This is a genomic window from Micromonospora saelicesensis (genome assembly GCF_900091575.1).
GTDB classification, from domain to species: Bacteria; Actinomycetota; Actinomycetes; order Mycobacteriales; family Micromonosporaceae; genus Micromonospora; species Micromonospora saelicesensis.
This window is the reverse complement of the sequence record NZ_FMCR01000006.1, coordinates 391,628-413,120: the sequence shown is the minus strand read 5'-3', so window position 1 is coordinate 413,120 and position 21,493 is coordinate 391,628. Positions and strand designations below refer to the sequence as shown.

The following is a 21,493-nucleotide window of genomic DNA, read 5'->3' as shown; positions in this document are numbered from 1 at the left end:
CTACCGGTACGGCCCGACGACGGCGTTGGCAACGAGGATCCGGGCGGTGCTGTCGGCGTACCCAATGGCTTCTGGTCGCCCGACGGGCCTGGAGGTGATGTCGGTTGATCGGTTGGGGTTGAATGAATGATGGACTGGTATCCGCCCATCGAGCCGTACGACTCCGGGATGCTGAGCGTCGGCCACGGTAATGAGCTCTACTGGGAACTGTGCGGAAATCCCGGCGGCAAGCCCGCGGTGTTTCTGCACGGCGGCCCCGGCGGTGGCCTGCTCCCGGACAATCGGCGGTACTTCGACCCGTCCGGCTACCGGGTCGTGCTGTTCGACCAGCGAAACTGCGGTCGCAGCCGGCCCTTCGCGGGCGACCCGAAGACGTCACTGGAACACAACACCACCCCACACCTGGTGGCGGACATCGAGCGGCTGCGCGAGCACCTGGGGATCGAGCGTTGGCTCGTCTTCGGTGGCAGTTGGGGCAGCACCCTCGGCCTGGCCTACGCGCAGGCCCATCCCGAGCGGGTCACCGAACTCGTGCTCCGTGGCGTGTGGCTGGTTCGCAGGTCAGACGAGGCATGGGGGTTCACCCCGGCGGGCGCGGCGCACCTGTTCCCCGCCGAGTGGGAGGCGTTTCGTGCTGCGATCCCCGCGAATGAGCAGGACGACCTTGTCGGGGCCTATGGCCGCCGCATCTCCGACCCCGACCCCGCGGTCCACGGCCCGGCGGCTCGCGCCTGGATGAGCTGGGAGCTCTCGGCCAACACCCTGCTGCCGATGACGCCGCCTGGCATCGAGGACACCAGCCTGCTGGCGTTCGCCCGCATCACACACCACTACATCAGCAACGGCGGCTTCCTCCCGCCGGAAGGTCTCCTGGCGGGCGTCGACCGCATTCGACACATCCCGACGGTCATCGTGAACGGCCGTTACGACATCAAGACGCCGCCGAACCAAGCCTGGGACCTGCATCGGGTCTGGCCTGAGGCGAAGTTGCACATTGTGGAGGGCGCGGGCCACAGCGGCTCCGAACCTGGCACCCGCAGCCTGCTCATCGATGCCACCACCCAGTTCCTCGCGCCAAGGTGATACGGGTAGGTCCTGACCCTGGCCAGGCTGTGGGCGCAGCCGACGGTCGGCGGTGACCGTCCGTCACCTTCAGGCGGGCGGATGCGGTGTCGAGCGGTATACCTCAGAGTCATATTCATACCTCTGAGGTATACCGCTCAACAGCACATCCACATGCGGGCCGAGCGGCGACCGGCTGGCGGCGCGAGCCGTAGATGCGGGTCACCCCGTCGAGTTCCACCACGTTGTCCATGCGTTCCAGCCTCGGCGCTGGCGGCGGCACGGACATCCGGGTGGCCCGACCGGTACGGGTGAAATCAGGAAGCAGGCGCGGCGGACGCGCGCAGTGCGTCGGCCAGCCACTCGTACGGGAACCGCTCCGGCGGCGCATCGTTCACGACGGTGACCAACTCCATGTACCTGTCGAACGGCCCCTCCTGCTCAGGCGGCGTGCGGTCCCACTCCGCGCCCTTGAGCATCTGGTCGGCGACCTGGACCCGGAACTCGGATGTGTCCGGGATCCCGGGGCTGTCCGGTGTCGCGAAGATGCCGGTCAGCCACCCGATCCACTGGTCGGCGATCTCCCGGCCCCTGGGCGAGTCCGGCGGCACCTGTTCCCGCGCCGCGTCCATCACCGGCTGGCCGATCGCCGCGCCCGCTTCCAGGGCGTCCAGCATCGGCGACGACGTCATCAGCGGCCCGGCCCCGGTAGTGCACGCCTCGTGCAACTCACGGCGTACGGCCTGCCGGACCTCGGTGTCCCGGACCAGTTCGGCCAGCTCGATCCACGCCTCCAACTGGGCCGCTGTGGGATGGTCGGGCAGCTCCGGCCGGGCCGCCCGCCACCACTCGACCATCCGCTCCGGTGGCTCCCAGCCGGCGGAGACCTCGGTCCAGAACTCGTCGATCAGCCGATCGCGTTCCTCGTCCGACAGGCCGACCAGCTTGTGCATCAGCGTGACCTGCTCGGCCGTGGAATCCTGCCGCAGGATGGCCGACAGCACCGCGCGGCGACTGCGCAGCCGTGCCTCCTGCCGTTCCAGCAGGGCCAGGTGGGTGGCGGCCAGTTCGCGCAGCGTCGCCTCGCCGGCCAGCACCCGCCGGATCTCGTCCAGCCCGGCGTCGAGTTCCCGCAGCGTCCGGACCAGTTCCAGCCGGGCGATGGCCGACACGTCGTACAGGCGGTGGCCGGCCGGGGTGCTGGCGGCCGGCGTGACGACACCGGCATCCGCGTAGTACCGGACGGCGCTGACGCTCAGGCCGGTCCGCCGGGCGACATCCCCGATGGCGTACAGCTCGTTTCGGTCCACGACGCCCACTATGCGATCTCAAGCGGCTTGAGATACAAGCCCCACGTCGAGCTTTCGCTGGGGATCAGGGGACGATCACCACGCCGCCGCGCACGCCACCCTGGGCCAGCCGCTCGTGGGCGGTCGCCGCGTCGGCGAAGGGGTAGACGGCAGCGACCCGGAGCGGGAGGTCGCCGCTGGTGACGAGTTTGACCAGTTCGCCCAGCCGGGTTCCGTCCGGTAGCACCTCCAGCGCGACGGTCCGGATTCCGCGCACCGGCTCCGGGCGAAGCGGGGGTGACGCGGCCACGTAACCGCCGCCGTCCCGAATGAGGTCCAGCAGCGAGGAGCCGATCACCGCCAGGTCGATGACCGCGTCGAACGTCCCCGTCGGATCGTCGGTGCGCGACAGGAACGCCGCGCCCAGCGACTCGACGAACTCGCGGTCGTCGGCCCCGGCCAGTCCGGTGGCGTGCAGACCGGCCGCCCGGGCCAGCGCCAGAACGAACCCACCGACCTGCCCGGCGGCTCCGGTGACGAGCACTGTCGAACCCGCCGGAAGCGCGAGCAGGTCGAGTGCCTGGGCCGCGGCGAGGCCATTGGTCGGTAGGGTTGCCGCCTCGGTGGCGGGGACGCCGGCGGGCGCGGAGGCCAGCCAGGCGGCGTCGAGAACTACGTACTCGGCGTGGGCGCCGACAGTGGTTTGCAGCCAGGGCGAGAAGCCGATGACCTCGTCGCCGATCGTGAACTCGTCGACCGACGGGCCGACGGCGTCGACGCTGCCGGCAACGTCCCAGCCGGGCGTGTACGGCAGACCGGTCGGCAACGGAGCCGGGAACCGACCGGTGCGGACCATCAGGTCGACCGGATGGACAACCGACGCGGCGACCCGCACCCGCACCTGCCCCGGCCCCGGCTCGGGCACCGGCACCTCGGCCACGTGCAGGACCTCCGGCCCTCCGAACTGTGCATAGCTGACTGCGCGCATCGCCGTCTCCTTCGTGGGATTTCGTGATCACCACGACCGTACGAATCATCGGCACTGTGAGAAAGTAGGTACCTTAAAGTGCCTAGGGCACCAAGCGGAGGTAAGAATGGCGACGTCGACCGCAGCGCAACGCCGCGAGCAGGCCAAACGCGACTACGACGCGTTTCTGGACCAGTGCCCGACCCGTGAGCTGCTGAGCAGGCTCACCGACAAGTGGGTCGCCCTGGTGATCCCAGCGCTCGTCGACGGCCCGCAGCGGCACGGCGAGCTCGCCCAGCGCATCGCCGGCGTCAGCCAGAAGATGCTCACCCAGACCCTGCGCACCCTGGAACGCGACGGCCTGGTCACCCGCACGGTCACTGCCTCGGTGCCGGTCCGCGTCGACTACGAGCTCACCCCGCTCGGCCACGAACTCTTCCCGGTCATGATCGCGATCAAGAACTGGGCGGAGACGCACATGGACCGCGTCTTCGAAGCCCGGAGCCGATACGACGCACGCCCCTGAAATCGACGGCGCCGATCACCTCGGAGGCTGCGGCGACTGTATTCGCCAAGGCCGCCGGGCTCGCCAGATTGTCGCTGGCGGGGGCTATGGTCCGCGCCGTGGATGACACCTCGACGGCCCGGCAGGCCGCCCACGCCTACGTTGATCTTTTGGAGCGCCGCGACTGGTCCGGGTTGGCCGCCCTGCTCACCGATGACGTGGTCTACGAGATGCCGCAGACTCGGGAGCGCATTCGCGGCAGGGACGCGTTCCTGCGGTTCAACACCGAGTATCCCGGCGACTGGCACCTCCGGCCGCGACGGGTGATCGCCGATGGTCGCCTCGCTGCCCTGTTGCTCGACGTTCGCGTCGGTGACGAGCAGCAGGACGCGTGCGTCTGGCTGGAGATGTCCGAGCATGGGCTGATCAGCAAGATCACCGACTACTGGCCCGAACCGTACGATCCGCCGCAGGGCCGGGAACACCTCGTGGAGCGTTGGTGATCGTGGCCGTTACAGCAGGTGGGTACGGAGGAAGTCCAGTTCCAGGGGGAGCAGCCGCTCGGCGGTGCCGTTCGCGGCCAGATGGGTGGCCCCGGTCAGCGGCAGCACGGCGTGCGGTCGGCCGGTGCTCAGCAGGGCCGCGGAGAGCCGGAGCGTGTGCGCGGCCACCACGTTGTCGTCGGCCATCCCGTGCACCAGCAGCAACGGGCGGGCCTGGTCCGGGCTGGTGACCGGCTCGGCGGCCAACTCGACGAGCGAGTGGTGCGCGTAGATGTCCTGGCCGTCTTCCGGCAACCCCAGATAACGCTCGGTGTACGCGGTGTCGTACAGCGCCCAGTCGGTCACCGGGGCACCCGCGATTCCGCACCGGAACAGCTCCGGGTGGCGCAGCACCGCCAACCCGGCCAGCCACCCGCCGAACGACCAGCCGCGCACTCCCACCCGCCCCAGGTCCAGGTCCGGGTGCTTGCCGGCGAGCGCAGTGAGCGCGTCGATCTGGTCGGTCAGGATCACGTCGGCGACCCGCCGGTGGATCGCCTTCTCGAACGACGGCGCCACGCCCGGCGTACCCCGGTTGTCGATGGTGACCACCGCGAACCCGGCGTCGGCCCACCACTGCCGTTCCAGCCACGCGGCCCGCGCCGCCACGACCTCCTGGTGCCCCGGGCCGCCGTAGATGTCCAGCAGCACCGGCAGCCGCCGGCCCGTCACGTGGTTGTCCGGGTAGAGCACCGCCGCCGGCAGCCGCCGATCGGTCACCCGCTCCAGCAGCGGCAACGGAGAGTACGGCGGGGCGGCGGCGAACGAACGCAGCTCGGCGATCTCCTGATCGCCGCGGCGCACCGTCCAGCGGACCCCGGCGTGATCCAGCGACGCGACGCCGACGGCCAGCACGTCCCCGCCCACCGCGGCGGTGTACCAGCCGGAGTCGGTGGTGAGCCGACGCGCGTCCACCCCACCGCCGATGGTGGTGCGGACCCGGAACAGGTGCCGCTCGCTCGGTTCGCCGTCGCTCGCCTCCACCAGCAGGTCGGCCGGGCCGGCGGCGGCCGGCAGCCGACCCACCACCCGTCGTACGTACAGCGACGGCGGGGTGAGCAGGGTGCCGTCCGCGAACAGGCACCGGGCGTCGTACCCGTCGTGGGCCAGTTCCCCACCGACCAGCACCCGGCCGTCCGGCAGGTGCGCGGGGGTGCCGGCGATCGGCTCGACCCAGCGCGGATCGGCCAGCTCGGCGTGCACCTGCGTCTCGCCCGTGCGCGGGTCCACCGCCAGCACCAGCCCGTGCTGCTGCGAGCGGCGCAGCACGGTGATCAACGGACTGCCCTCACCCCAGCTGACCCCGGTCAGGTACGGGTAGGTCTCCCGGTCCCAGTGCACGTCGACCCAGCCGTCGTCCAGGTCCAGCAGGTGCAGGCTGACCTCCGCGTTCGGGCCACCGGCCCGGGGGTACGCGACGGCGGTCGGGGGGTTCGCCGGCTCGGCCGGGTCATGCAGGTGCCACCGCTCCAGGCGGGACTCGTCGACCCGGGCGGCGAGCACCGAGCGGCCGTCGGGCGCCCACCAGTACCCCCGGAACCGGCCGAACTCCTCCGCCGCGATGTGCTCGGCCAACCCCCAGCTCACCCCGGCGTCCTCGCCGGCCAGCAGGGTGTCGGTGCCGTCGGGGTCGATCACCCTCAGCTCACCCCGGCGCACACCCTCGGCCGCGTCCGTCACGTACGACAGCCGCTGCCCGGTCGGGTCCGGACGTGGGTCCAGCACCGGGCCGACGGCCGCCACCTCCACCACGTCGCCGTGCACCAGATCGGCCCGGAACAACCGCCCGGCCAGCGCGAACACCGCAACCCGGCCGGCCGCGTCCAACGCGTACGAGCCGATGCCGGCGGCGCTGAGCCGCAGCCGCTCGCGTAGCGCGCGTTCGCCGGGGGAGAGGGAGCGGACGTCCCCGCCCTCGCCCAGCAGGGTCGCCGGATCGGCGACCAGCCGCTCCTCGCCGGTGCTCACGTCCAGAAACCAGAGCGCGTCCGCCGGATCCTCCGGGCCGGCGGAGCGCAGGAAGATCACCCGGGAGCCGTCCTCAGCCACCGAGACAGCGCGTGGCGCGCCGTGGCTGAACCGGCGGGTGCGGGCGGCCAGCTCCGGAAAGTCCACAGCCCAAATCGTAGAGCGGGAGCGGGGGTGATGTGGCGGACCTGGGCGGACGCGTCAGCGTCGGCCGGGGGAGAACGGCCAGTTAGAGTGACCGTCGTGACGATGCTGCCCGACCGCCGCCTGCTGCTGGTCCACGCGCACCCCGACGACGAGTCGATCGGCACCGGCTCGACGATGGCCCACTACGCCGCAGACGGCGCGCACGTCACGCTGGTGACCTGCACGCTCGGCGAGGAGGGCGAGATCCACGTGCCCGCGCTGGCGCAGCTCGCCGCCGCCGAGGCCGACCAGCTCGGCGGGTACCGCGTGGCCGAGCTGGCCGCCGCGTGCGCCGCGCTCGGCGTCACCGACCATCGCTTCCTCGGCGGCGCCGGCCGCTACCGCGACTCCGGGATGATGGGGCTCGCGACCAACGACCACCCCCGGGCCTTCTGGCAGGCCGACCTCGACGAGGCCGCCGGGCACCTCGTGGAGATCATGCGAGAGGTACGCCCGCAGGTGCTCGTCACGTACGACCCGAACGGCTTCTACGGCCACCCCGACCACATCCAGGCGCACCGGGTGGCCATGCGCGCCGTCGAGCTGGCCACCGCCGAGGGCTGCGCCCCGCTCAAGGTCTACTGGACGGCCATGCCGCTCAGCGTCCTGGAGGCCGGCATGACGCATTTCGCCGAGTCCGCCGACAACCCGTTCGGCGGCATCGAGAACATCGCCGACCTGCCCTTCGGCACCCCGGACGCCCAGATCGCCGCCCGGATCGACGGCACCGACCAGCACACGGCCAAGGAGGCCGCGATGCGGGCGCACGCCACCCAGATCCCGGCCAACTCGTGGCTCTACTCGATCGCCGGCAACTTCGGTGGCGAGTTCATGGGCGTGGAGTTCTTCACCCTCGCGGTCGGTGAGAAGGGCCCGGGCACCGGGCCGTACGGCTGGGAGGACGACCTCTTCGCCGGCCTGCCCGCGGAGACCGCCCCGGACCGGTCACCGGTCGCGGCGGCGGGTCTCCGGTGACAGTGCCGGCCGCACCGATGACGGTCGTGGAGGACCAGGAAGGCCCGCCCCCGGCGGGGCCACCGCCGCGACTGCTGGACCTGGGCGTCCGGCTGGTCGGTGCGATCGTCGTGGTCCTCGCCGGTGTGCTGACCGGCGTACTGGAGCTGCTGCTCGCCACGGTCCGCGTCGGCGGGCAACTGGTCGGCGTGTCGGTGCTCCTCGCCATCGGCGCCAACATCGTGCTGAGCTGGTTCGCCTACGAGGCGGTCGGCCGTCGGTGGGCGGTGGCGCTGCCGGCGGTGCCGTGGTTCGCGCTGATGGCGGTCGCCGCCATCCGGACCAACGAGGGCGACCTGTTGCTGGCCGGCGACAACTGGGTCGGGCTGGCCATGATCGTGGCCGGCGCGATGACCTTCGCGGTGATGGGCTTCCGGCAGATCCTCGCCCCGCAGCCGCCTCTGCTCGGCGGCTGACGCTCGGCTGCTTTTGGGGTGCTGCCGGCTGATGACGTCTCCCAGGTAAGGGTGGTAGATATTCCTGCCAGGGATGCGAACCCCGCGACGGGGCGTACGGCAGGAGGGTCCGGCGATGGACAAGCGGTGGCGTGACCTCGGGGTGCTCGTAGCGGCACTGTTCGCTGTCAACGTGGTCGCCCGACTGATCACCCGGTTCGGCTTCGACGGTGACGACACCGCCGCCGACCGGGTGTCGCTGGCGATGTTCACGGTGATCGGCCTGATCCTCGCCGTGGTCGCCTTCCGCTGGGGCCGACGCCGGCCGCTGGCCGGCTGGGCAGCCGACATGGCCCTCGTGGTGCCGGTGGCGATGCTGCTGACCGTGCTGGTCGGGCCCCTGCTGGTCGGTCACAACCCGTTCGCCGGCGGCGCGGCGACGTTCTTCGCCCAGATCTGGCTCTACCTGCTCGCCACCGGCGCCGGGTTGCTGATCGGCTACCTGGTGCTCACCGCGCTCGGCCGTGACTACCGCTCTCAGCAGCTCAAGCGGTACGCCGAGGTCAAGGCCGCCAAGCCCCGCCGGGTCGTCCGCCGCTGACCCGACCGTCCTGCCGCCCGGCGGCATGCCGTGTAGATCTTGGAAGGAAGCTGCCCTCGGAGGGGCGTTTTCCCTTCAAGATCTCGACGGGTCAGTGTGGGGCGACGCGGGTCAGGTAGGTGTGGTGGGTCGTGAAGCCGAGCCGCTGGTAGAGCGCGACCGCCGCCGTGTTGCGCTGCTCGACCTGGAGGAACGCGTGCGTCGCGCCGCCGGACGCGCCCCAACTGACCAGCTCGTGGATCACGCGGCGGGCCAACCCCTGGCGGCGGGCCGTCGGCACCACCTCGATCAGGCTGAGGCCCAACCAGCGCCCCTGGCCGGTCACCGTGCCGCGGCCGACGGCCACCAGGGCGTTGTCGGCGTACACGTGGGCGAAGCGGACCTGGTCCACGGCGGTGAGGACGTGTCGGGCGGCGTCCGGCAGGCCGCCCTTGCGGCCGGCGGCGATGGCCAGCCACTCGTCGCTGGGGGCGGCGGCCAGCTCGACGACCGCGCTGCCCCACCCGTCGGCCGGAGCGTTGGCGGCGTCGTTGGCCGTCGCGGGGAGATCGGCGGGCAGGGCTTCGGCGGACGCTGACACCAGCAGGGGCAGCGGCGCGGTCTGCACCAGCGTCGGCGGGCGGGTGCCCCAGCCGCGGGCGTCCAGTTCGGCGCCGACCGGCGCGGCGAGGGGCAGCGGCGTGTTGATCAACGCGGGTTGCCCCCGCTCGGCGTACCAGCGCTCCACCGCGTCGACGGCGGCGGCCAGTGGTCGGTCCGGGTCGCCGATCGGCAGCGCCGAGTTGGCACGCCCGGTCCAGCCCTCGGCCGACCGGAGCAGCCAGTCACCGAGTCGGCCCTTGGTCGGTGCCGGCCAGGCCTCGTCGGCGGCCCGCTCGAGCGCCACGACCGCGGCGGCGGTCGGCCGACGGGTCGGCGGAACGCGCTTGGCGCGGTGGACCTGCGCCACCGGAACCCGAAGCGGTCCCTGAGCGGTGGCCAGCGTGAGATGAGTCTCGCTCAGCTCGACCAGCTCGCCGAGGGCATCGGAAAATTGTGGGCGGCCCTCGCGAATCCCCACAATCCGGCGGACCACGATCCGGTGTCCCACATCCTGCTGTCGGAGCACGATCGACCCCCTCCCCGGCGAGATACTAGGCTCTTACCGTCGCGGGAGATCGCGGCGAGTCTTGCGGAGGAGAAGACCGGTGACCTACATCATCGCCGAGCCGTGCGTAGATGTGCTCGACAAGGCATGCATCGAGGAATGCCCGGTCGACTGCATTTACGAGGGCAATCGGATGCTCTACATCCACCCCGACGAGTGCGTCGACTGTGGTGCCTGTGAGCCCGTCTGCCCCGTGGAGGCGATCTTCTACGAGGACGACGTCCCGGAGCAGTGGAAGGACTACACCGGCGCGAACTACGAGTTCTTCGAGGACCTGGGCTCGCCCGGTGGCGCCTCGAAGGTCGGCAAGGTGGAGAAGGACGCCACCTTCGTCGCCGCGCAGCCGCCGCGCGGCGAGGGCCACTGAACCGGCCCGCGCCGGTCTCGTCGCGGCTGCCCGAGTTCACCTGGGACACCCTGGACGCCGCGGCCACGCTGGCCGCGGCGCATCCGGAGGGCCTGATCAACCTCTCCATGGGTACGCCGGTCGACCCGGTGCCCGAGGTGATCCGGCGGGCGTTGGCTGACGCGTCCGATGCTCCCGGTTACCCGCTGACCGCCGGCACGCCGGCGCTGCGGGCCGCGATCGCGGCGTGGGTGTCCCGAGCCTGTGGCGCCGGCGTCGACGGTCTCGGTGTGCTGCCGACCATCGGCTCGAAGGAGTTGGTGGCCTGGCTGCCCACGCTGCTCGGCATCGGCCCGGGTGACGTGGTGGTGGTGCCGTCGATCGCGTACCCCACCTACGAGGATGGCGCCCGGCTGGCCGGCGCGACCGTCGTCCGTACCGACTCGCTCACCTCGCTCGGGCCGACCCCGCGGGTCCGGTTGGTCTGGGTCAACTCGCCCGGCAACCCGACCGGCCGGGTGTTGCCCGCCGCGCACCTGCGCAAGGTGGTCGACTGGGCCCGCGAACGTGGCGCGGTGGTCGCGAGCGACGAGTGCTACCTGCCCCTGGGCTGGTCGGCCGAGCCGGTTTCGGTGCTGTCTCCGCAGGTCAGCGGGGGTAGCTACGCCGGGGTCCTGGCCGTGCACTCGCTCTCCAAGCGGTCCAACCTCGCCGGCTACCGGGCCGGCTTCGTCGCCGGCGACCCGGCGCTCGTCGCCGAGCTGCTCAAGGTCCGCAAGCACGCCGGCATGATCGTGCCCGCGCCGGTGCAGGCGGCCATGGTGGCCGCGCTGGAGGACGAGCGACACGCCGAGGAGCAGCGGGAGCGTTACCGCGCCCGGCGGGAGGTGCTCGCCGCCGCGTTCACCGGTGCCGGGTTCACCGTCGAGCACTCCGAGGCGGGCCTGTACCTCTGGCTGACCAGGGGTGAGGACTGCTGGCAGACGGTCGACTGGCTGGCCCGACGCGGCATCCTGGTCGCCGCCGGCGTCTTCTACGGCCCGACGGCCGGGCAGCATGTCCGGGTCGCCCTGACCGAGTCCGACGAGCACATCGCCGGCGTCGCGGCACGTCTCGCCTGATCGCGGCTCCGGGCGGTCGAGCATGGTGGACAGGCCAGGTGCGCGGGTGCGGGCGGCGGTGGTCGGCACCGGCCTGATCGGTGGTTCGGTGCTGCTCCGGATGGTCGCCGCCGGCATCGACGTGATCGGGTGGGACCCGGACGAGGCCACCCGGCGGGAGACCCGCCGGGTGGGCGTACCCGCGCCGGACCGCCTGGTCGAGGCGGTGACCGACCGGGACGTGGTCTTCCTGTGCGGGCCGTTGCCCACCCTGCCGGCAACGCTGGTCGAGGTGGCGGCGATGACCGGTGAGCGTTGTGTGCTGACCGACGTCGGTAGCACCAAGGAGCAGGTGGCGGCGTTCGCCGCCGCGCAGGGGCTGACGCACCGGTTCGTGCCCGGCCACCCGATGGCGGGCACCGACCGGGCGGGCCTGACGGCCGCGCGACCGGACCTGCTCACCGGCGCGGCCTGGGTGCTCTGTCCGGCGCCCGGGCCGGCCACCACCGCGTTCCGTTGGCTGGCCGAGCTGCTGGTGGAGGTCTTCGAGGCCCGGGTGGTGCCGATGTCGGCCACGGAGCACGACTCGGCTGCCGCGCTCGCCTCACACGTGCCGCACCTGCTCGCCGGCGCGCTGGCCGGCGCCGTGCAACGCGCACCGCTGCGCGACGCGATCCTCGCGCTCGCCGCCGGCAGCTTCTCCGACGGCACCCGGGTCGCCGGAACCCCGGCCGATCGGACCGCCAACATGCTGCTCGGCAACCGGGACCGGGTGCTGCGTGAGCTGGCCGAGGTCACCGCGTTCCTGGACGACCTGACCGCCGCGCTGCGCGCCGATGACGCGCCAGCGCTCACCGCCAGGTACGACGAGGCGCGGGCCTCTCGCGTGGCGCTGCGCGACCGGCGGTTCGACGCGTACGACCGGCAGTTCCCGGCCGGTGGTGACCACGCCGCAGAGGTGTCCTGGTTGCGCGAGCTGGGGGTGGCCGGCGGCTACCTGACCGGCCTGCACGTCGACGCGGACACCGTCTCCTACGCGGCGCGGCGCCCCGTCGCTGACTAGGCTGAGGGGCATGGCGGTGGACGGTCCGGTGGTGCAGGTGCGCGGCGAGGCGTACCGGGAGGTGCCTCCCGAGCTGGCCCGGTTCGCGGTCACCGCGACAGCCCGGGACCGGGACCGGGAGGCGACGCTGACCCGGTTGGCCGAGCGGGCCGCGGCGGTCCGGGTGCTGCTGGACGGCTCCGGGCCGGCGGTGGCGCGGCGGGAGACCGGCGACCTGCGGGTGCGGCCGGAGACCCGGCGCTCGGGTGAGCGGGTGGTCGCCTGGCACGGCAGTGTCACCACCACCGTCACTGTCACCGACTTCACCGCGCTGGGTGAGCTGATGCTCCGGCTCGCCGACCAGGACCAGGTCGAGGTGGCCGGCCCGTGGTGGGAGCTTCGTCCGGACAGCCCCGCCCATCGTGCGGCCCGGCACGCCGCGATCAGCGACGCGCTGCTGCGGGCCCGGGAGTACGCGGAGGCGCTGGGTGCCCGGGTCACCTCGTTGATCGAGCTGGCCGATGCCGGCCCCGCCGACCGGCCGATGTTCGCCCGTGCGGCCTTCGCCGGGGGTGGTGGCGCGGGCGGTGGTCCGCCGGAGCTTGAGCTGGACCCGCAGCCGCAGACTGTGCAGGCGGCGGTGCAGGCGCGTTTCACCATCAGCGACCCGGTCCTGGGCTGATGCCGCCGGCCCGGGTGCTGTCCGCCGACGAGTTGGTGGCGCGGGCGGTGGTGCTCGCCGAGGCCGGCCCGCGACAACTGCTCGGCATCGCAGGTGCACCGGGCGCCGGGAAGTCCACACTGGCGGAGCGGATCGTCGCCGAGATCGGGTCGGCTGCCTGCCTGGTGCCGATGGACGGCTTCCACCTGGCGCAGTCGCAACTGGTTCGCCTGGGCCGCGCCGACCGCAAGGGCGCCGTGGACACCTTCGACGCCAACGGGTACGTCTCACTGCTGCGCCGGCTGCACCGGTTGGAGCCGACGTCGGTCTACGCGCCGGAGTTCCGCCGGGAGTTGGAGGAGCCGGTGGCCGGCGCGATCGAGGTGCAGCCGTCGGTCCGGCTGGTGGTGACCGAGGGCAACTACCTGCTGTTGCCGGATTTCCCCTGGCAGGAAATCCGACCGCTGCTGCACGAGGCGTGGTTTCTCGACCTGGACGCCGAGGTGCGGCACCGCCGGCTGACCGCCCGGCACGAGGCGTTCGGTCGGTCTCCGGAGCAGGCGCGGGCGTGGGCGCTGGGTAGCGACGAGTCGAACGCCGCCCTGATCACCCCCAGCGCCGACCGCGCCGACCTGGTCGTCCGCCTGTCGGATCCACCGACGGTCTAGCCGAGTTCGCGGACCGGCCGGGCCGGGTTGCCGACGGCCACCACGTTGGCGGGCAGGTCCCGGGTGACCACCGCGCCCGCGCCGACGACGGTGTCCGCGCCGATCGTCACGCCGGCCAGCACGATCGCGCCACCGCCGAGCCACACGTTGTCGCCAATGGTGATCGGTTTGGCCGCCTCCCACTTGTCCCGTCGCGGGCCGGGCTCGACCGGATGCGTCGGGGTGAGGAGCTGCACGTTCGGGCCGACCTGGACGTCCGCGCCGAGGGTGATCCGGGCGACGTCGAGGAAGACCGCGTTGTAGTTGACGAAGCTGCGCGGGCCGATCCGGATCTGCCAGCCGTAGTCGCAGTAGAACGGTGGTCGGATCCAGGTGTCCTCGCCCAGTTCGCCGAGGAGCTCGCGCAGTGCCGCGATCCGGGCCTGCGGATCGGCCGCGGGACTGGTGTTGAAGCGCTCCATCAGCCGGGCGGCCCGGTCCAGATCGGCGACGATCTCGGGATCGTCGGCGATGTATGGCTCGCCGGCGAGCATCTTGTCCTTCATGGAGGTCACCGCCCGATCATGCCGGCCCGATTCGTCGGCTCGTGGCCGGTCCGTCATTTTTTGGCCTTCATTTTGCATACTCGGTATGCAATTCTGGGTTGTCAATGTGACTCCATCCATCAAGACGCTTGACCAGGAGGATCCGTTGCACCAGGGAAGAAGATTGGCCGCCCTCGGCCTCGTGTTCGCGCTCGCGCTCTCCGCGCCGGCTCCCGCCTCAGCCACGGCCGCCGTGCCCGCCCCACCGGGCGGCACCGGCCAACAGTCCACTCCGGGTGGACCCACCATCAACCGCTCGACCACGGTCACGCTGATCACCGGTGACCGGGTCACCGTCACCGCGTCCGGTGCCTCGGTCCGGCCCGGCGCCGGCCGCGAGGACGTGCAGTTCCTGGTCCAGCGCGAGCGCGGACGCCTCACCGTGACGCCGACGGACGCGGTGCCGTTGCTGCGCTCCGGCCGGGTGGACCGGCGGCTCTTCGACGTCACCGGGCTGGTCGAGGCGGGTTACGACGACGTCCACCGCGACACCCTGCCGCTGCTGGTGGCGTACGGCTCGACGGGTACCGCCAAGCGCGCCTCGGCCGCTCTGCCCGGCACGCGGCTGACCCGCGACCTGCCGGTGATTCGCGGCGCCGCCCTGAACAGCGACAAGTCCTCCCTCGGCGCGGTCTGGGAGAAGGTCACCACCGGTCCCGCTGGAGCCAGGCTCGAGGCGGCGGGGGGCGTCGAGCGGATCTGGCTGGACGGCCGTCGACGGGTGACCCTCGACCACAGCGTGCCGCAGATCGGCGCGCCCACCGCCTGGGCGGCCGGGTTCACCGGTACGGGGGTGTCCGTCGCGGTGCTGGACACCGGCGTCGACGCCACCCACCCGGACCTGGCCGGCAAGGTGGCCGAGGCGCGCAACTTCACCGAGGTCGCCGACGCTCGTGACACGGTCGGCCACGGCACCCACGTGGCATCGACCATCGCGGGCAGCGGCGCGGCCTCCGGCGGCAAGTACCGGGGTGTGGCGCCGGACGCGACGCTGCTGGACGGCAAGGTCTGTGAGGACGGCGGCTGCACCGACTCGGCGATCCTCGCCGGCATGCAGTGGGCCGCTGTGGAGAAGAAGGCCGCAGTGGTCAACATGAGCCTCAGCGGCTGGGACACCCCGGAGCTCGACCCGGTCGAGGAGGCCGTGCAGACCCTGACCGCGCAGACCGGCACGCTGTTCGTCCTCGCCGCCGGCAACGACGGCTCGGACGGCTCGGTCGGCTCCCCGGCCAGCGCCGACGCAGGGCTCGCCGTGGGCGCGGTGGACCGCGACGACGAGCTGGCCGAATTCTCCAGCCGGGGCCCGCGAGTCGGCGACGACGCGCTGAAGCCGGACATCACCGCGCCCGGCGTCGACATCGTCGCCGCACGGTCCGCCACCGGCGTCATCGGCGATCCGGTGGACGACCGCTACGTCACGCTCTCCGGCACCTCGATGGCGACCCCGCACGTGGCCGGGTCGGCTGCGCTGCTGGCGCAGCAGCACCCGGGATGGCGAGCCGACCGGCTCAAGGCCACCCTGATGGCCGCCGCCAAGCCACACCCGGACCAGACCGCCTACCAGCAGGGAGCCGGGCGGGTCGACGTCGCACACGCAATCACCCAGCAGCTCACTTCCGACCCGGTGAGCGTCTCGTTCGGGCGTACCCTCTGGCCGCACGGCGACGACGCCCCGATCACCCGCACGGTGACCTGGCGCAACGACGGTCCGGCCCCGGTCACAGTGGACCTCAGCATCGAGGGCGCCGGCCCCGGCGGTCGGGCGCTGCCGGCCGGCCTGTTCGTCCTGGGCGCCAACCAACTCACAGTGCCGGCGGGCGGCACGGCCGCCACTACCGTCACCACTGACACCCGGCTCGGCGACGCCGACGGTTACTGGACCGGGCGGATCGTGGCCCGGTCCGGTGCGGCGGTCGCTGTCACTCCGCTGGCCGTGAACCGGGAGGTGGAGAGCTACACGCTGACGGTGGAGCACCTGAACCGCGTTGGCGCGCGCACCGCGGACCACTGGACCGCGCTGGTCGGGATGGACACCTTTGGCACCTGGGACCTCGTCAGTTCCGACGGGGTGGCCACCGTGCGGGTGCCCAAGGGGCACTACGGCCTGACCGGCCTCGTCTTCGAGCCCGGGCCGGAAGATGAGCAGCGCGGGATGTCCCTGTTGGCGCAGCCCGAACTGACTGTCGATCAGGACACCCGGATCGTCGTGGACGCTCGCCGGGCCAAGCCGGTGCGGACGACCGTTCCGGACCGGAGCGCCGTTCCGCAACTGATCGACCTCAGCGCCAACTTCACCGCCGACGACGGCAGTGGGTACGGCGTCGGGCTCTGGGCGGAGACGTTCACCGGCCTGACCAGCGGTCAGCTCGGCAAGCCGGTCTCCGCCGACAAGTTCGTCGCCACAGTCAGCAGCAACTGGACCAAGCCGGACCCGGCCACCAGCCCGTACCTGTACGCGTTGGCCGAGGCGATCCCTGGCCGGATGCCCACGGGGTTCGTCCGCGACTACGCCCGACGGGACCTGGCCACCGTCGTGCACCAGCTCCGCGGTGACTACCCGGGCATGGCGGCCGAGCGGACCGTGTACCCGGTGCTGGAGTACAACGTCGGCGGCTCCGCCGTGATCCTGCCCATCGCCGTGCCTGGCCAGCGGGTCGAGTACTACAACACCAGGAACGTGAAGTGGGAATCCGACATCTACTTCGGGACGGTGGACGAGGACGGCTGGTTGAACCCGAAGGCAGCGCTCTTCTCCATCCCCACCGCGTACCGGGCCGGACGGACGGTCCAGGAGATCTGGAACCAGTCGCCGTACGCACCGTCCTTCCCGAAACCGCGCTGGCCGGAACAGAGCGTCAGCCGGGTGGGCGACACCATCCTGGTCGGCGTGCCGATGTTCAGCGACGCGGCCGGGCACCCGGGCGCCTCGCTGACCGACAGCGAGCACACCACGCTGTGGCGCAACGGCAAGCTGGTCGGTGAGAACGAGTACGCCGGCTCCGGAGAGTTCACAGTGCCACCGGGCGCGGCGGACTACCGGCTCGTCACGTCGGCGAAGCGGAGCTTCACCGACCTGAGCACCGAGGTGGAATCCACCTGGACCTTCCGGTCGAGGCACGTCGCCGGTGACACGCCGGCCCGGCTGCCGCTGTCGGCGGTTCGCTTCGCGCCGCCACTGCGGGTCGACAACAGCGCTCCGGCCGGTCAGGGCTTCGTCGTGCCGGTGCGGGTGCAGCGGCAGCCCGGCGCACCGGCCAGCCGGGTGGAGAAGCTCGCCGTCGACGTCTCGTACGACGGCGGGAAGACCTGGGGCAAGGCGAAGCTGGTCCGCACCTCGGTCGACGGCTGGTCGGCCCTGTTGCGGCATCCGGCCGGCGCCGGCCACGTGTCGCTGCGGGCCACCGCCCGGGACACCGCCGGCAACACGGTGACCCAACGGATCATCCAGGCGTACCGGTTGCGTTGAGGCGTACCCCGTCCGGGTCCGCGGCCGAGCGCCGCGGACCCGGCGGGTCCGTCAGTCGTTGGCGTGCAGGGCGGCGTTCAGCTCGATGCCCCGGCCGGTGCGCGGCCGGGCCTCCAGCCCGCCGGTGACCGAATTGCGCCAGAACAGCAGGCCGTCGACGCCGGACAGCTCCCGGGCCTTGACCACCCGGCCATCGGGGAGCGTGATCTTCGACGCGGCGGTGATGTAGCAGCCGGCCTCGACCACGCAGTCGTCGCCGAGCGAGATCCCGACGCCGGCGTTCGCGCCGACCAGGCTCCGCTCACCGATGCTGATCTTGTCGGTGCCGCCGCCGGAAAGGGTGCCCATGATGGAGGCCCCGCCACCGATGTCGGAGCCGTCGCCGACCAGCACGCCCTGCACGATCCGCCCCTCGACCATCGAGGTGCCGACAGTGCCGGCGTTGAAGTTCACGAACCCCTCGTGCATCACTGTGGTGCCGGCGGCCAGGTGCGCGCCGAGACGGACCCGGTCGGCGTCGGCGATCCGCACCCCGGACGGCACCACGTAGTCGGTCATCCGCGGGAACTTGTCGACCCCGTACACCGCCAGGTGCCGGCCGGCGGCCCGCTCGATCACCCGCAGCTCGTCGACCCGCTCCGGGGGGCACGGCCCGGCGGACGTCCAGGCCACGTTGGCCAGCTTGCCGAAGATGCCGTCCAGGTTGAGCTGGTTGGGTCGCACCAGGCGGTGCGAGAGCAGGTGCAACCGGAGGTACGCGTCGGACGCGTCCTTGATCGGGTCGTCCAGCGAGCCGATCACGGTGACCACCTGCACGGTACGCAGACCGGGCAGAGACCGGTCACCGAGCGCGGCCGGCGGCAGGTCGAGCACGTCCGCCTTGTCCTCGCCGGCGACCAGCGGCAGCTCGCCCAGGCCCAGCTTGCCGGTCGGGTACCAGGTATCGAGCACCTGCTCGTCTGCGGTGACCGTAGCCAGGCCGATGCCCCAGGCGGAATCTGCGGACGTCACTGTTACACCTCTCGGTCACGGCCGGGCTGACCTCGGCTCGCTCCTCGCGCTGACAGACCTGAAGGTACCGTGCGAACCATGGAGAACCCGCTGACCCCCGAGGTCCTCGCCGATCCGGTGCAGCTGACCCGCGCTCTGGTCGACATAGAGTCCGTGTCCCTCAACGAGAAGGCGATCGCCGACTGTGTCGAAGAGGTGCTGCGGGGCGTACCGCACCTGACCACCCACCGGCACGGCAACACGGTGATGGCACGTACCGACCTCGGTCGGTCACAGCGTGTCGTGCTGGCCGGACACCTCGACACGGTGCCGCTGAACAACAACTTTCCGTCGACCATGCGCGGCGACCTGATGTACGGCTGCGGCACCTCCGACATGAAGTCCGGCACCGCTTACGCGCTGCACCTGGCGGTGACGCTGCCCGAGCCGCGCTACGACGTGACGTACTTCTTCTACGAGGCCGAGGAGATCGAGTCCCGGTACAACGGGCTCAACCTCGTCGCCCAGGCATTCCCGGAGTGGTTGCAGGCGGACTTCGCGGTGCTGCTGGAGCCGACGTACGGCATCGTCGAGGCGGGCTGCCAGGGCACCATGCGCTCGGTGGTCACCACGACCGGCGTACGCGCCCACTCGGCGCGTTCCTGGCACGGGGTGAACGCCATCCACGCCGCCGGCGAGGTGCTGCGACGCCTCCAGACGTACGAGGCACGCCGGGTCACCATCGACGGCTGCGACTACCGCGAGGGCATGAACGCGGTGCGGATCAACGGTGGAGTGGCCGGCAACGTGGTCCCCGACCTCTGTGAGGTCGAGGTCAACTACCGGTTCGCCCCGGACCGCACCCCGGCCGAGGCGGAAGCGCACCTGCGTGAGGTGTTCGCCGGCTTCGAGGTGACCGTCACCGACACGGCTGCCGGTGCCGCGCCCGGGCTCGACGCGGCCCCCGCGAAGGAGTTCCTGGCGGCGGTCGGCGCCGCGCCGATCGGCAAGCTGGGCTGGACGGACGTGGCCCGGTTCGCGGCGATGGGCATTCCCGCGCTGAACTTCGGCCCGGGCGACCCGAACCTCGCGCACCACCCCGACGAGCACGTCGAGATCAGCAAGATCCGCGACGGCGCGGCAACCCTGCACCGCTGGCTGGCCCCGGCCTGACCCCGGTCGCCCCGTCGCGTCCGGTCGCCCCGGTGATCAAGAGGTTTGCGTCAGCCTGGCCCGTTGTCGGCGACGCAAACCTCTTGATCGGCTCCGGATGGGGTGGGGGAGGTGGGGATTGGGTTCTGCTGGCGGATGCGGCGGCGTTCGGCCACCACGTCTCGGATCCGTCGCTGCATCTGGCGACGGATCCGGATCATCTCGCTGTTACTGATCACGCTGTCTCCTCCCCCGAAGGCGCGCGCCGGGGCATACCCGGTATGTGAATAGTAAGACGTACGGGAGCGCCGAATAGTTGCCCATGATCCCGAACAATTTCTCGGCGTCCCCGCCCCGCGCACCCGAGCGGTGCTGCTCCACTACGGTTGCCCCATGAGCCAGAGCAACGGGCGGGAGGCCGGTCGCGGTCCGGGACAGGAGCGGCATCGCGGTGCGGTCACCCTGCGCAGAGGGGCGATCCCGAGCAGCACCGCCGACCAGCGACTGCTGGATTCACGGGGGCGGGGCGACTGGAAGACCAAGGACGCCTGGCGTGCGCTGCGCATCCTCGCCGAGTTCGTCGAAGGTTTCGACACCCTCGCCGACGTGCCGTCCGCGGTCAGCGTCTTCGGCTCCGCGCGCAGCGCGCCGGACAGCGCCGAGTGCCAGTTGGCCGAGCAGTTGGGCGGTGCGCTGGCCCGAGCCGGCTACGCGGTGATCACCGGAGGTGGGCCCGGCGTGATGGAGGCCGCCAACCGGGGCGCCAGCGAGGCCGGTGGGCTCTCCGTGGGCCTCGGCATCGAGCTTCCGTTCGAGCAGGGCATCAACGACTGGGTCGACCTGGCCATCGACTTCCGCTACTTCTTCGCCCGCAAGACGATGTTCGTCAAGTACGCCCAGGCGTTCGTCGTGCTGCCCGGCGGGTTCGGCACCATGGACGAGTTGTTCGAGGCGCTCACCCTGGTGCAGACCGGCAAGGTCACCCGGTTCCCGGTGGTGCTCATGGGCGTCGCCTACTGGCAGGGTCTGCTGGACTGGCTGCGCGACACGATGGCCGCCACCGGCAAGATCGGGCCGGTTGACCTGGACCTGATCTGCCTCACCGACGACGTCAACGAGGCGGTCCGGTACATCGTCGCGTCGGAGGCCGCGCTCTCCGCCGAGCAGGAGGCGGTCCGCGAGGAGGCCGTCGCGCGCACCGGCGCAGACCAGCAGGCCGCAGCCGTTCAGGCTCGGGACCACGACTGATGGCGGCGATCTGCGTCTTCTGTGCCTCCTCTCGTACCCTCGATCAGCGTTGGTTGGATCTGGCCGCAGAGACCGGCGCGGAGCTGGCCCGGCGCGGCCACACGCTGGTCAGCGGCGGTGGCTGCGTCGGAATGATGGGCGCGCTGGCGGACGGCGCCCGATCCGCCGGTGGACGCACCGTCGGCGTGATCCCGCAGTCGCTGGTCGACCTGGAGGTCGCCGACCTGGCCTCGGACGAGCTGCTGGTGACCGACTCGATGGCCAGCCGCAAGACCTTGATGATCGACAAGTCGGATGCCTTCCTCACCCTGCCCGGCGGGCTGGGCACCCTGGACGAGTTGTTCGAAGTCTGGACCACCGCCACCCTCGCCCTGCACGCCAAGCCGATGGTGCTGATCGACACCGACGGGTTCTACCGCCCTCTGCTGGACTGGCTCGACGCGCTGGCCGACCAGACCTTCCTCAAGCCCGCCGGCCGCGACCTCCTGACGGTCACCACCACCGTCACCGAGGCCCTCGACGTCCTGGAATCCCACCTGACCTGACCCCCCAGCCCACCC

22 protein-coding genes are annotated in these 21,493 nt (G+C 71.7%); 15 read left to right on the top strand and 7 right to left on the bottom strand.

Annotated features, from left to right (window positions below; genetic code table 11):
* Window positions 1-126 precede the first annotated feature (126 nt).
* Window positions 127-1,083 (top strand): prolyl aminopeptidase, encoded by a 957-nt coding sequence (pip, locus tag GA0070561_RS25890; protein ID WP_091406211.1) that lies wholly within the window; start codon window positions 127-129, stop codon window positions 1,081-1,083.
* A gap of 296 nt (window positions 1,084-1,379) precedes the next feature.
* On the opposite strand, the gene GA0070561_RS25885 is transcribed toward pip, so the two are convergent.
* Complete coding sequence (locus GA0070561_RS25885) at window positions 1,380-2,372, bottom strand: MerR family transcriptional regulator (protein ID WP_091406516.1); 993 nt, start codon at window positions 2,370-2,372, stop codon at window positions 1,380-1,382.
* Between the two features lie 64 nt (window positions 2,373-2,436).
* A complete protein-coding gene (locus tag GA0070561_RS25880) occupies window positions 2,437-3,339 on the bottom strand; it encodes an NADP-dependent oxidoreductase (RefSeq protein WP_091406209.1) in 903 nt (300 codons plus the stop codon).
* Window positions 3,340-3,445: 106 nt separating this feature from the next.
* Between GA0070561_RS25880 and GA0070561_RS25875 the strand changes: the two genes are divergently transcribed.
* Both GA0070561_RS25875 and GA0070561_RS25870 read left to right on the top strand, forming a co-directional pair.
* Entirely contained in the window at window positions 3,446-3,844 is a 399-nt protein-coding gene (locus tag GA0070561_RS25875; RefSeq protein WP_091406207.1) for a winged helix-turn-helix transcriptional regulator, read from the top strand.
* A 68-nt stretch (window positions 3,845-3,912) separates the two neighbouring features.
* On the top strand, window positions 3,913-4,326 hold the full coding sequence (locus GA0070561_RS25870; protein ID WP_091406206.1) for a nuclear transport factor 2 family protein: 414 nt from the start codon (window positions 3,913-3,915) through the stop codon (window positions 4,324-4,326).
* 9 nt (window positions 4,327-4,335) lie between these two features.
* Here GA0070561_RS25870 and GA0070561_RS25865 read toward each other — a convergent pair whose 3' ends face one another.
* Window positions 4,336-6,480 (bottom strand): S9 family peptidase, encoded by a 2,145-nt coding sequence (locus tag GA0070561_RS25865; protein WP_091406204.1) that lies wholly within the window; start codon window positions 6,478-6,480, stop codon window positions 4,336-4,338.
* Between the two features lie 87 nt (window positions 6,481-6,567).
* Between GA0070561_RS25865 and mshB the strand changes: the two genes are divergently transcribed.
* From mshB to GA0070561_RS25850, 3 genes are all read left to right on the top strand, one after another.
* On the top strand, window positions 6,568-7,494 hold the full coding sequence (gene mshB, locus GA0070561_RS25860) for an N-acetyl-1-D-myo-inositol-2-amino-2-deoxy-alpha-D-glucopyranoside deacetylase (protein ID WP_091406202.1): 927 nt from the start codon (window positions 6,568-6,570) through the stop codon (window positions 7,492-7,494).
* A gap of 17 nt (window positions 7,495-7,511) precedes the next feature.
* On the top strand, window positions 7,512-7,949 hold the full coding sequence (locus GA0070561_RS25855; RefSeq protein WP_091406514.1) for a hypothetical protein: 438 nt from the start codon (window positions 7,512-7,514) through the stop codon (window positions 7,947-7,949).
* 115 nt (window positions 7,950-8,064) lie between these two features.
* Entirely contained in the window at window positions 8,065-8,529 is a 465-nt protein-coding gene (locus GA0070561_RS25850) for a hypothetical protein (RefSeq protein ID WP_091406199.1), read from the top strand.
* Between the two features lie 91 nt (window positions 8,530-8,620).
* Here GA0070561_RS25850 and GA0070561_RS25845 read toward each other — a convergent pair whose 3' ends face one another.
* On the bottom strand, window positions 8,621-9,637 hold the full coding sequence (locus GA0070561_RS25845) for a GNAT family N-acetyltransferase (protein ID WP_091406196.1): 1,017 nt from the start codon (window positions 9,635-9,637) through the stop codon (window positions 8,621-8,623).
* Between the two features lie 79 nt (window positions 9,638-9,716).
* On the opposite strand from GA0070561_RS25845, the gene fdxA reads away from it, so the two are divergent.
* Genes fdxA through GA0070561_RS25820 form a run of 5 tightly spaced genes read left to right on the top strand, consistent with a single transcriptional unit; the run spans window position 9,717 to window position 13,493 of the window.
* Window positions 9,717-10,043 (top strand): ferredoxin, encoded by a 327-nt coding sequence (gene fdxA, locus GA0070561_RS25840; RefSeq protein ID WP_030490464.1) that lies wholly within the window; start codon window positions 9,717-9,719, stop codon window positions 10,041-10,043.
* Entirely contained in the window at window positions 10,040-11,143 is a 1,104-nt protein-coding gene (gene dapC / locus GA0070561_RS25835) for a succinyldiaminopimelate transaminase (protein ID WP_167362494.1), read from the top strand. Before fdxA ends, dapC begins: the two co-directional genes overlap by 4 nt.
* Window positions 11,144-11,165: 22 nt before the next feature.
* The gene (locus tag GA0070561_RS25830; RefSeq protein WP_091406193.1) at window positions 11,166-12,185 is read left to right on the top strand and encodes a prephenate dehydrogenase; all 1,020 of its coding nucleotides are present in this window, start codon (window positions 11,166-11,168) and stop codon (window positions 12,183-12,185) included.
* Between the two features lie 10 nt (window positions 12,186-12,195).
* Entirely contained in the window at window positions 12,196-12,846 is a 651-nt protein-coding gene (locus GA0070561_RS25825; RefSeq protein WP_091406191.1) for an SIMPL domain-containing protein, read from the top strand.
* Window positions 12,846-13,493 (top strand): nucleoside/nucleotide kinase family protein, encoded by a 648-nt coding sequence (locus GA0070561_RS25820; RefSeq protein ID WP_091406189.1) that lies wholly within the window; start codon window positions 12,846-12,848, stop codon window positions 13,491-13,493. Before GA0070561_RS25825 ends, GA0070561_RS25820 begins: the two co-directional genes overlap by 1 nt.
* On the opposite strand, the gene GA0070561_RS25815 is transcribed toward GA0070561_RS25820, so the two are convergent.
* Window positions 13,490-14,047: a sugar O-acetyltransferase gene (locus GA0070561_RS25815; RefSeq protein WP_091406187.1), complete on the bottom strand. Its 558-nt coding sequence runs from the start codon at window positions 14,045-14,047 to the stop codon at window positions 13,490-13,492. The genes GA0070561_RS25820 and GA0070561_RS25815 overlap by 4 nt on opposite strands.
* Before the next feature lie 76 nt (window positions 14,048-14,123).
* Between GA0070561_RS25815 and GA0070561_RS25810 the strand changes: the two genes are divergently transcribed.
* The gene (locus GA0070561_RS25810) at window positions 14,124-17,543 is read left to right on the top strand and encodes a S8 family serine peptidase (RefSeq protein WP_091406185.1); all 3,420 of its coding nucleotides are present in this window, start codon (window positions 14,124-14,126) and stop codon (window positions 17,541-17,543) included.
* A gap of 51 nt (window positions 17,544-17,594) precedes the next feature.
* On the opposite strand, the gene dapD is transcribed toward GA0070561_RS25810, so the two are convergent.
* Window positions 17,595-18,554, bottom strand: coding sequence for a 2,3,4,5-tetrahydropyridine-2,6-dicarboxylate N-succinyltransferase (gene dapD / locus GA0070561_RS25805; RefSeq protein WP_091406183.1), 960 nt, complete (start codon window positions 18,552-18,554; stop codon window positions 17,595-17,597).
* Window positions 18,555-18,632: 78 nt separating this feature from the next.
* Between dapD and dapE the strand changes: the two genes are divergently transcribed.
* Complete coding sequence (gene dapE / locus GA0070561_RS25800) at window positions 18,633-19,706, top strand: succinyl-diaminopimelate desuccinylase (protein WP_091406181.1); 1,074 nt, start codon at window positions 18,633-18,635, stop codon at window positions 19,704-19,706.
* Window positions 19,707-19,756: 50 nt separating this feature from the next.
* Here dapE and GA0070561_RS33770 read toward each other — a convergent pair whose 3' ends face one another.
* Window positions 19,757-19,924: a hypothetical protein gene (locus GA0070561_RS33770; protein WP_167362488.1), complete on the bottom strand. Its 168-nt coding sequence runs from the start codon at window positions 19,922-19,924 to the stop codon at window positions 19,757-19,759.
* 154 nt (window positions 19,925-20,078) lie between these two features.
* Between GA0070561_RS33770 and GA0070561_RS25795 the strand changes: the two genes are divergently transcribed.
* Window positions 20,079-20,933: an LOG family protein gene (locus GA0070561_RS25795; protein ID WP_091406179.1), complete on the top strand. Its 855-nt coding sequence runs from the start codon at window positions 20,079-20,081 to the stop codon at window positions 20,931-20,933.
* Window positions 20,933-21,478: an LOG family protein gene (locus GA0070561_RS25790; protein WP_091406178.1), complete on the top strand. Its 546-nt coding sequence runs from the start codon at window positions 20,933-20,935 to the stop codon at window positions 21,476-21,478. The genes GA0070561_RS25795 and GA0070561_RS25790 overlap by 1 nt, the downstream gene beginning before the upstream one ends.
* Window positions 21,479-21,493 lie beyond the last annotated feature (15 nt).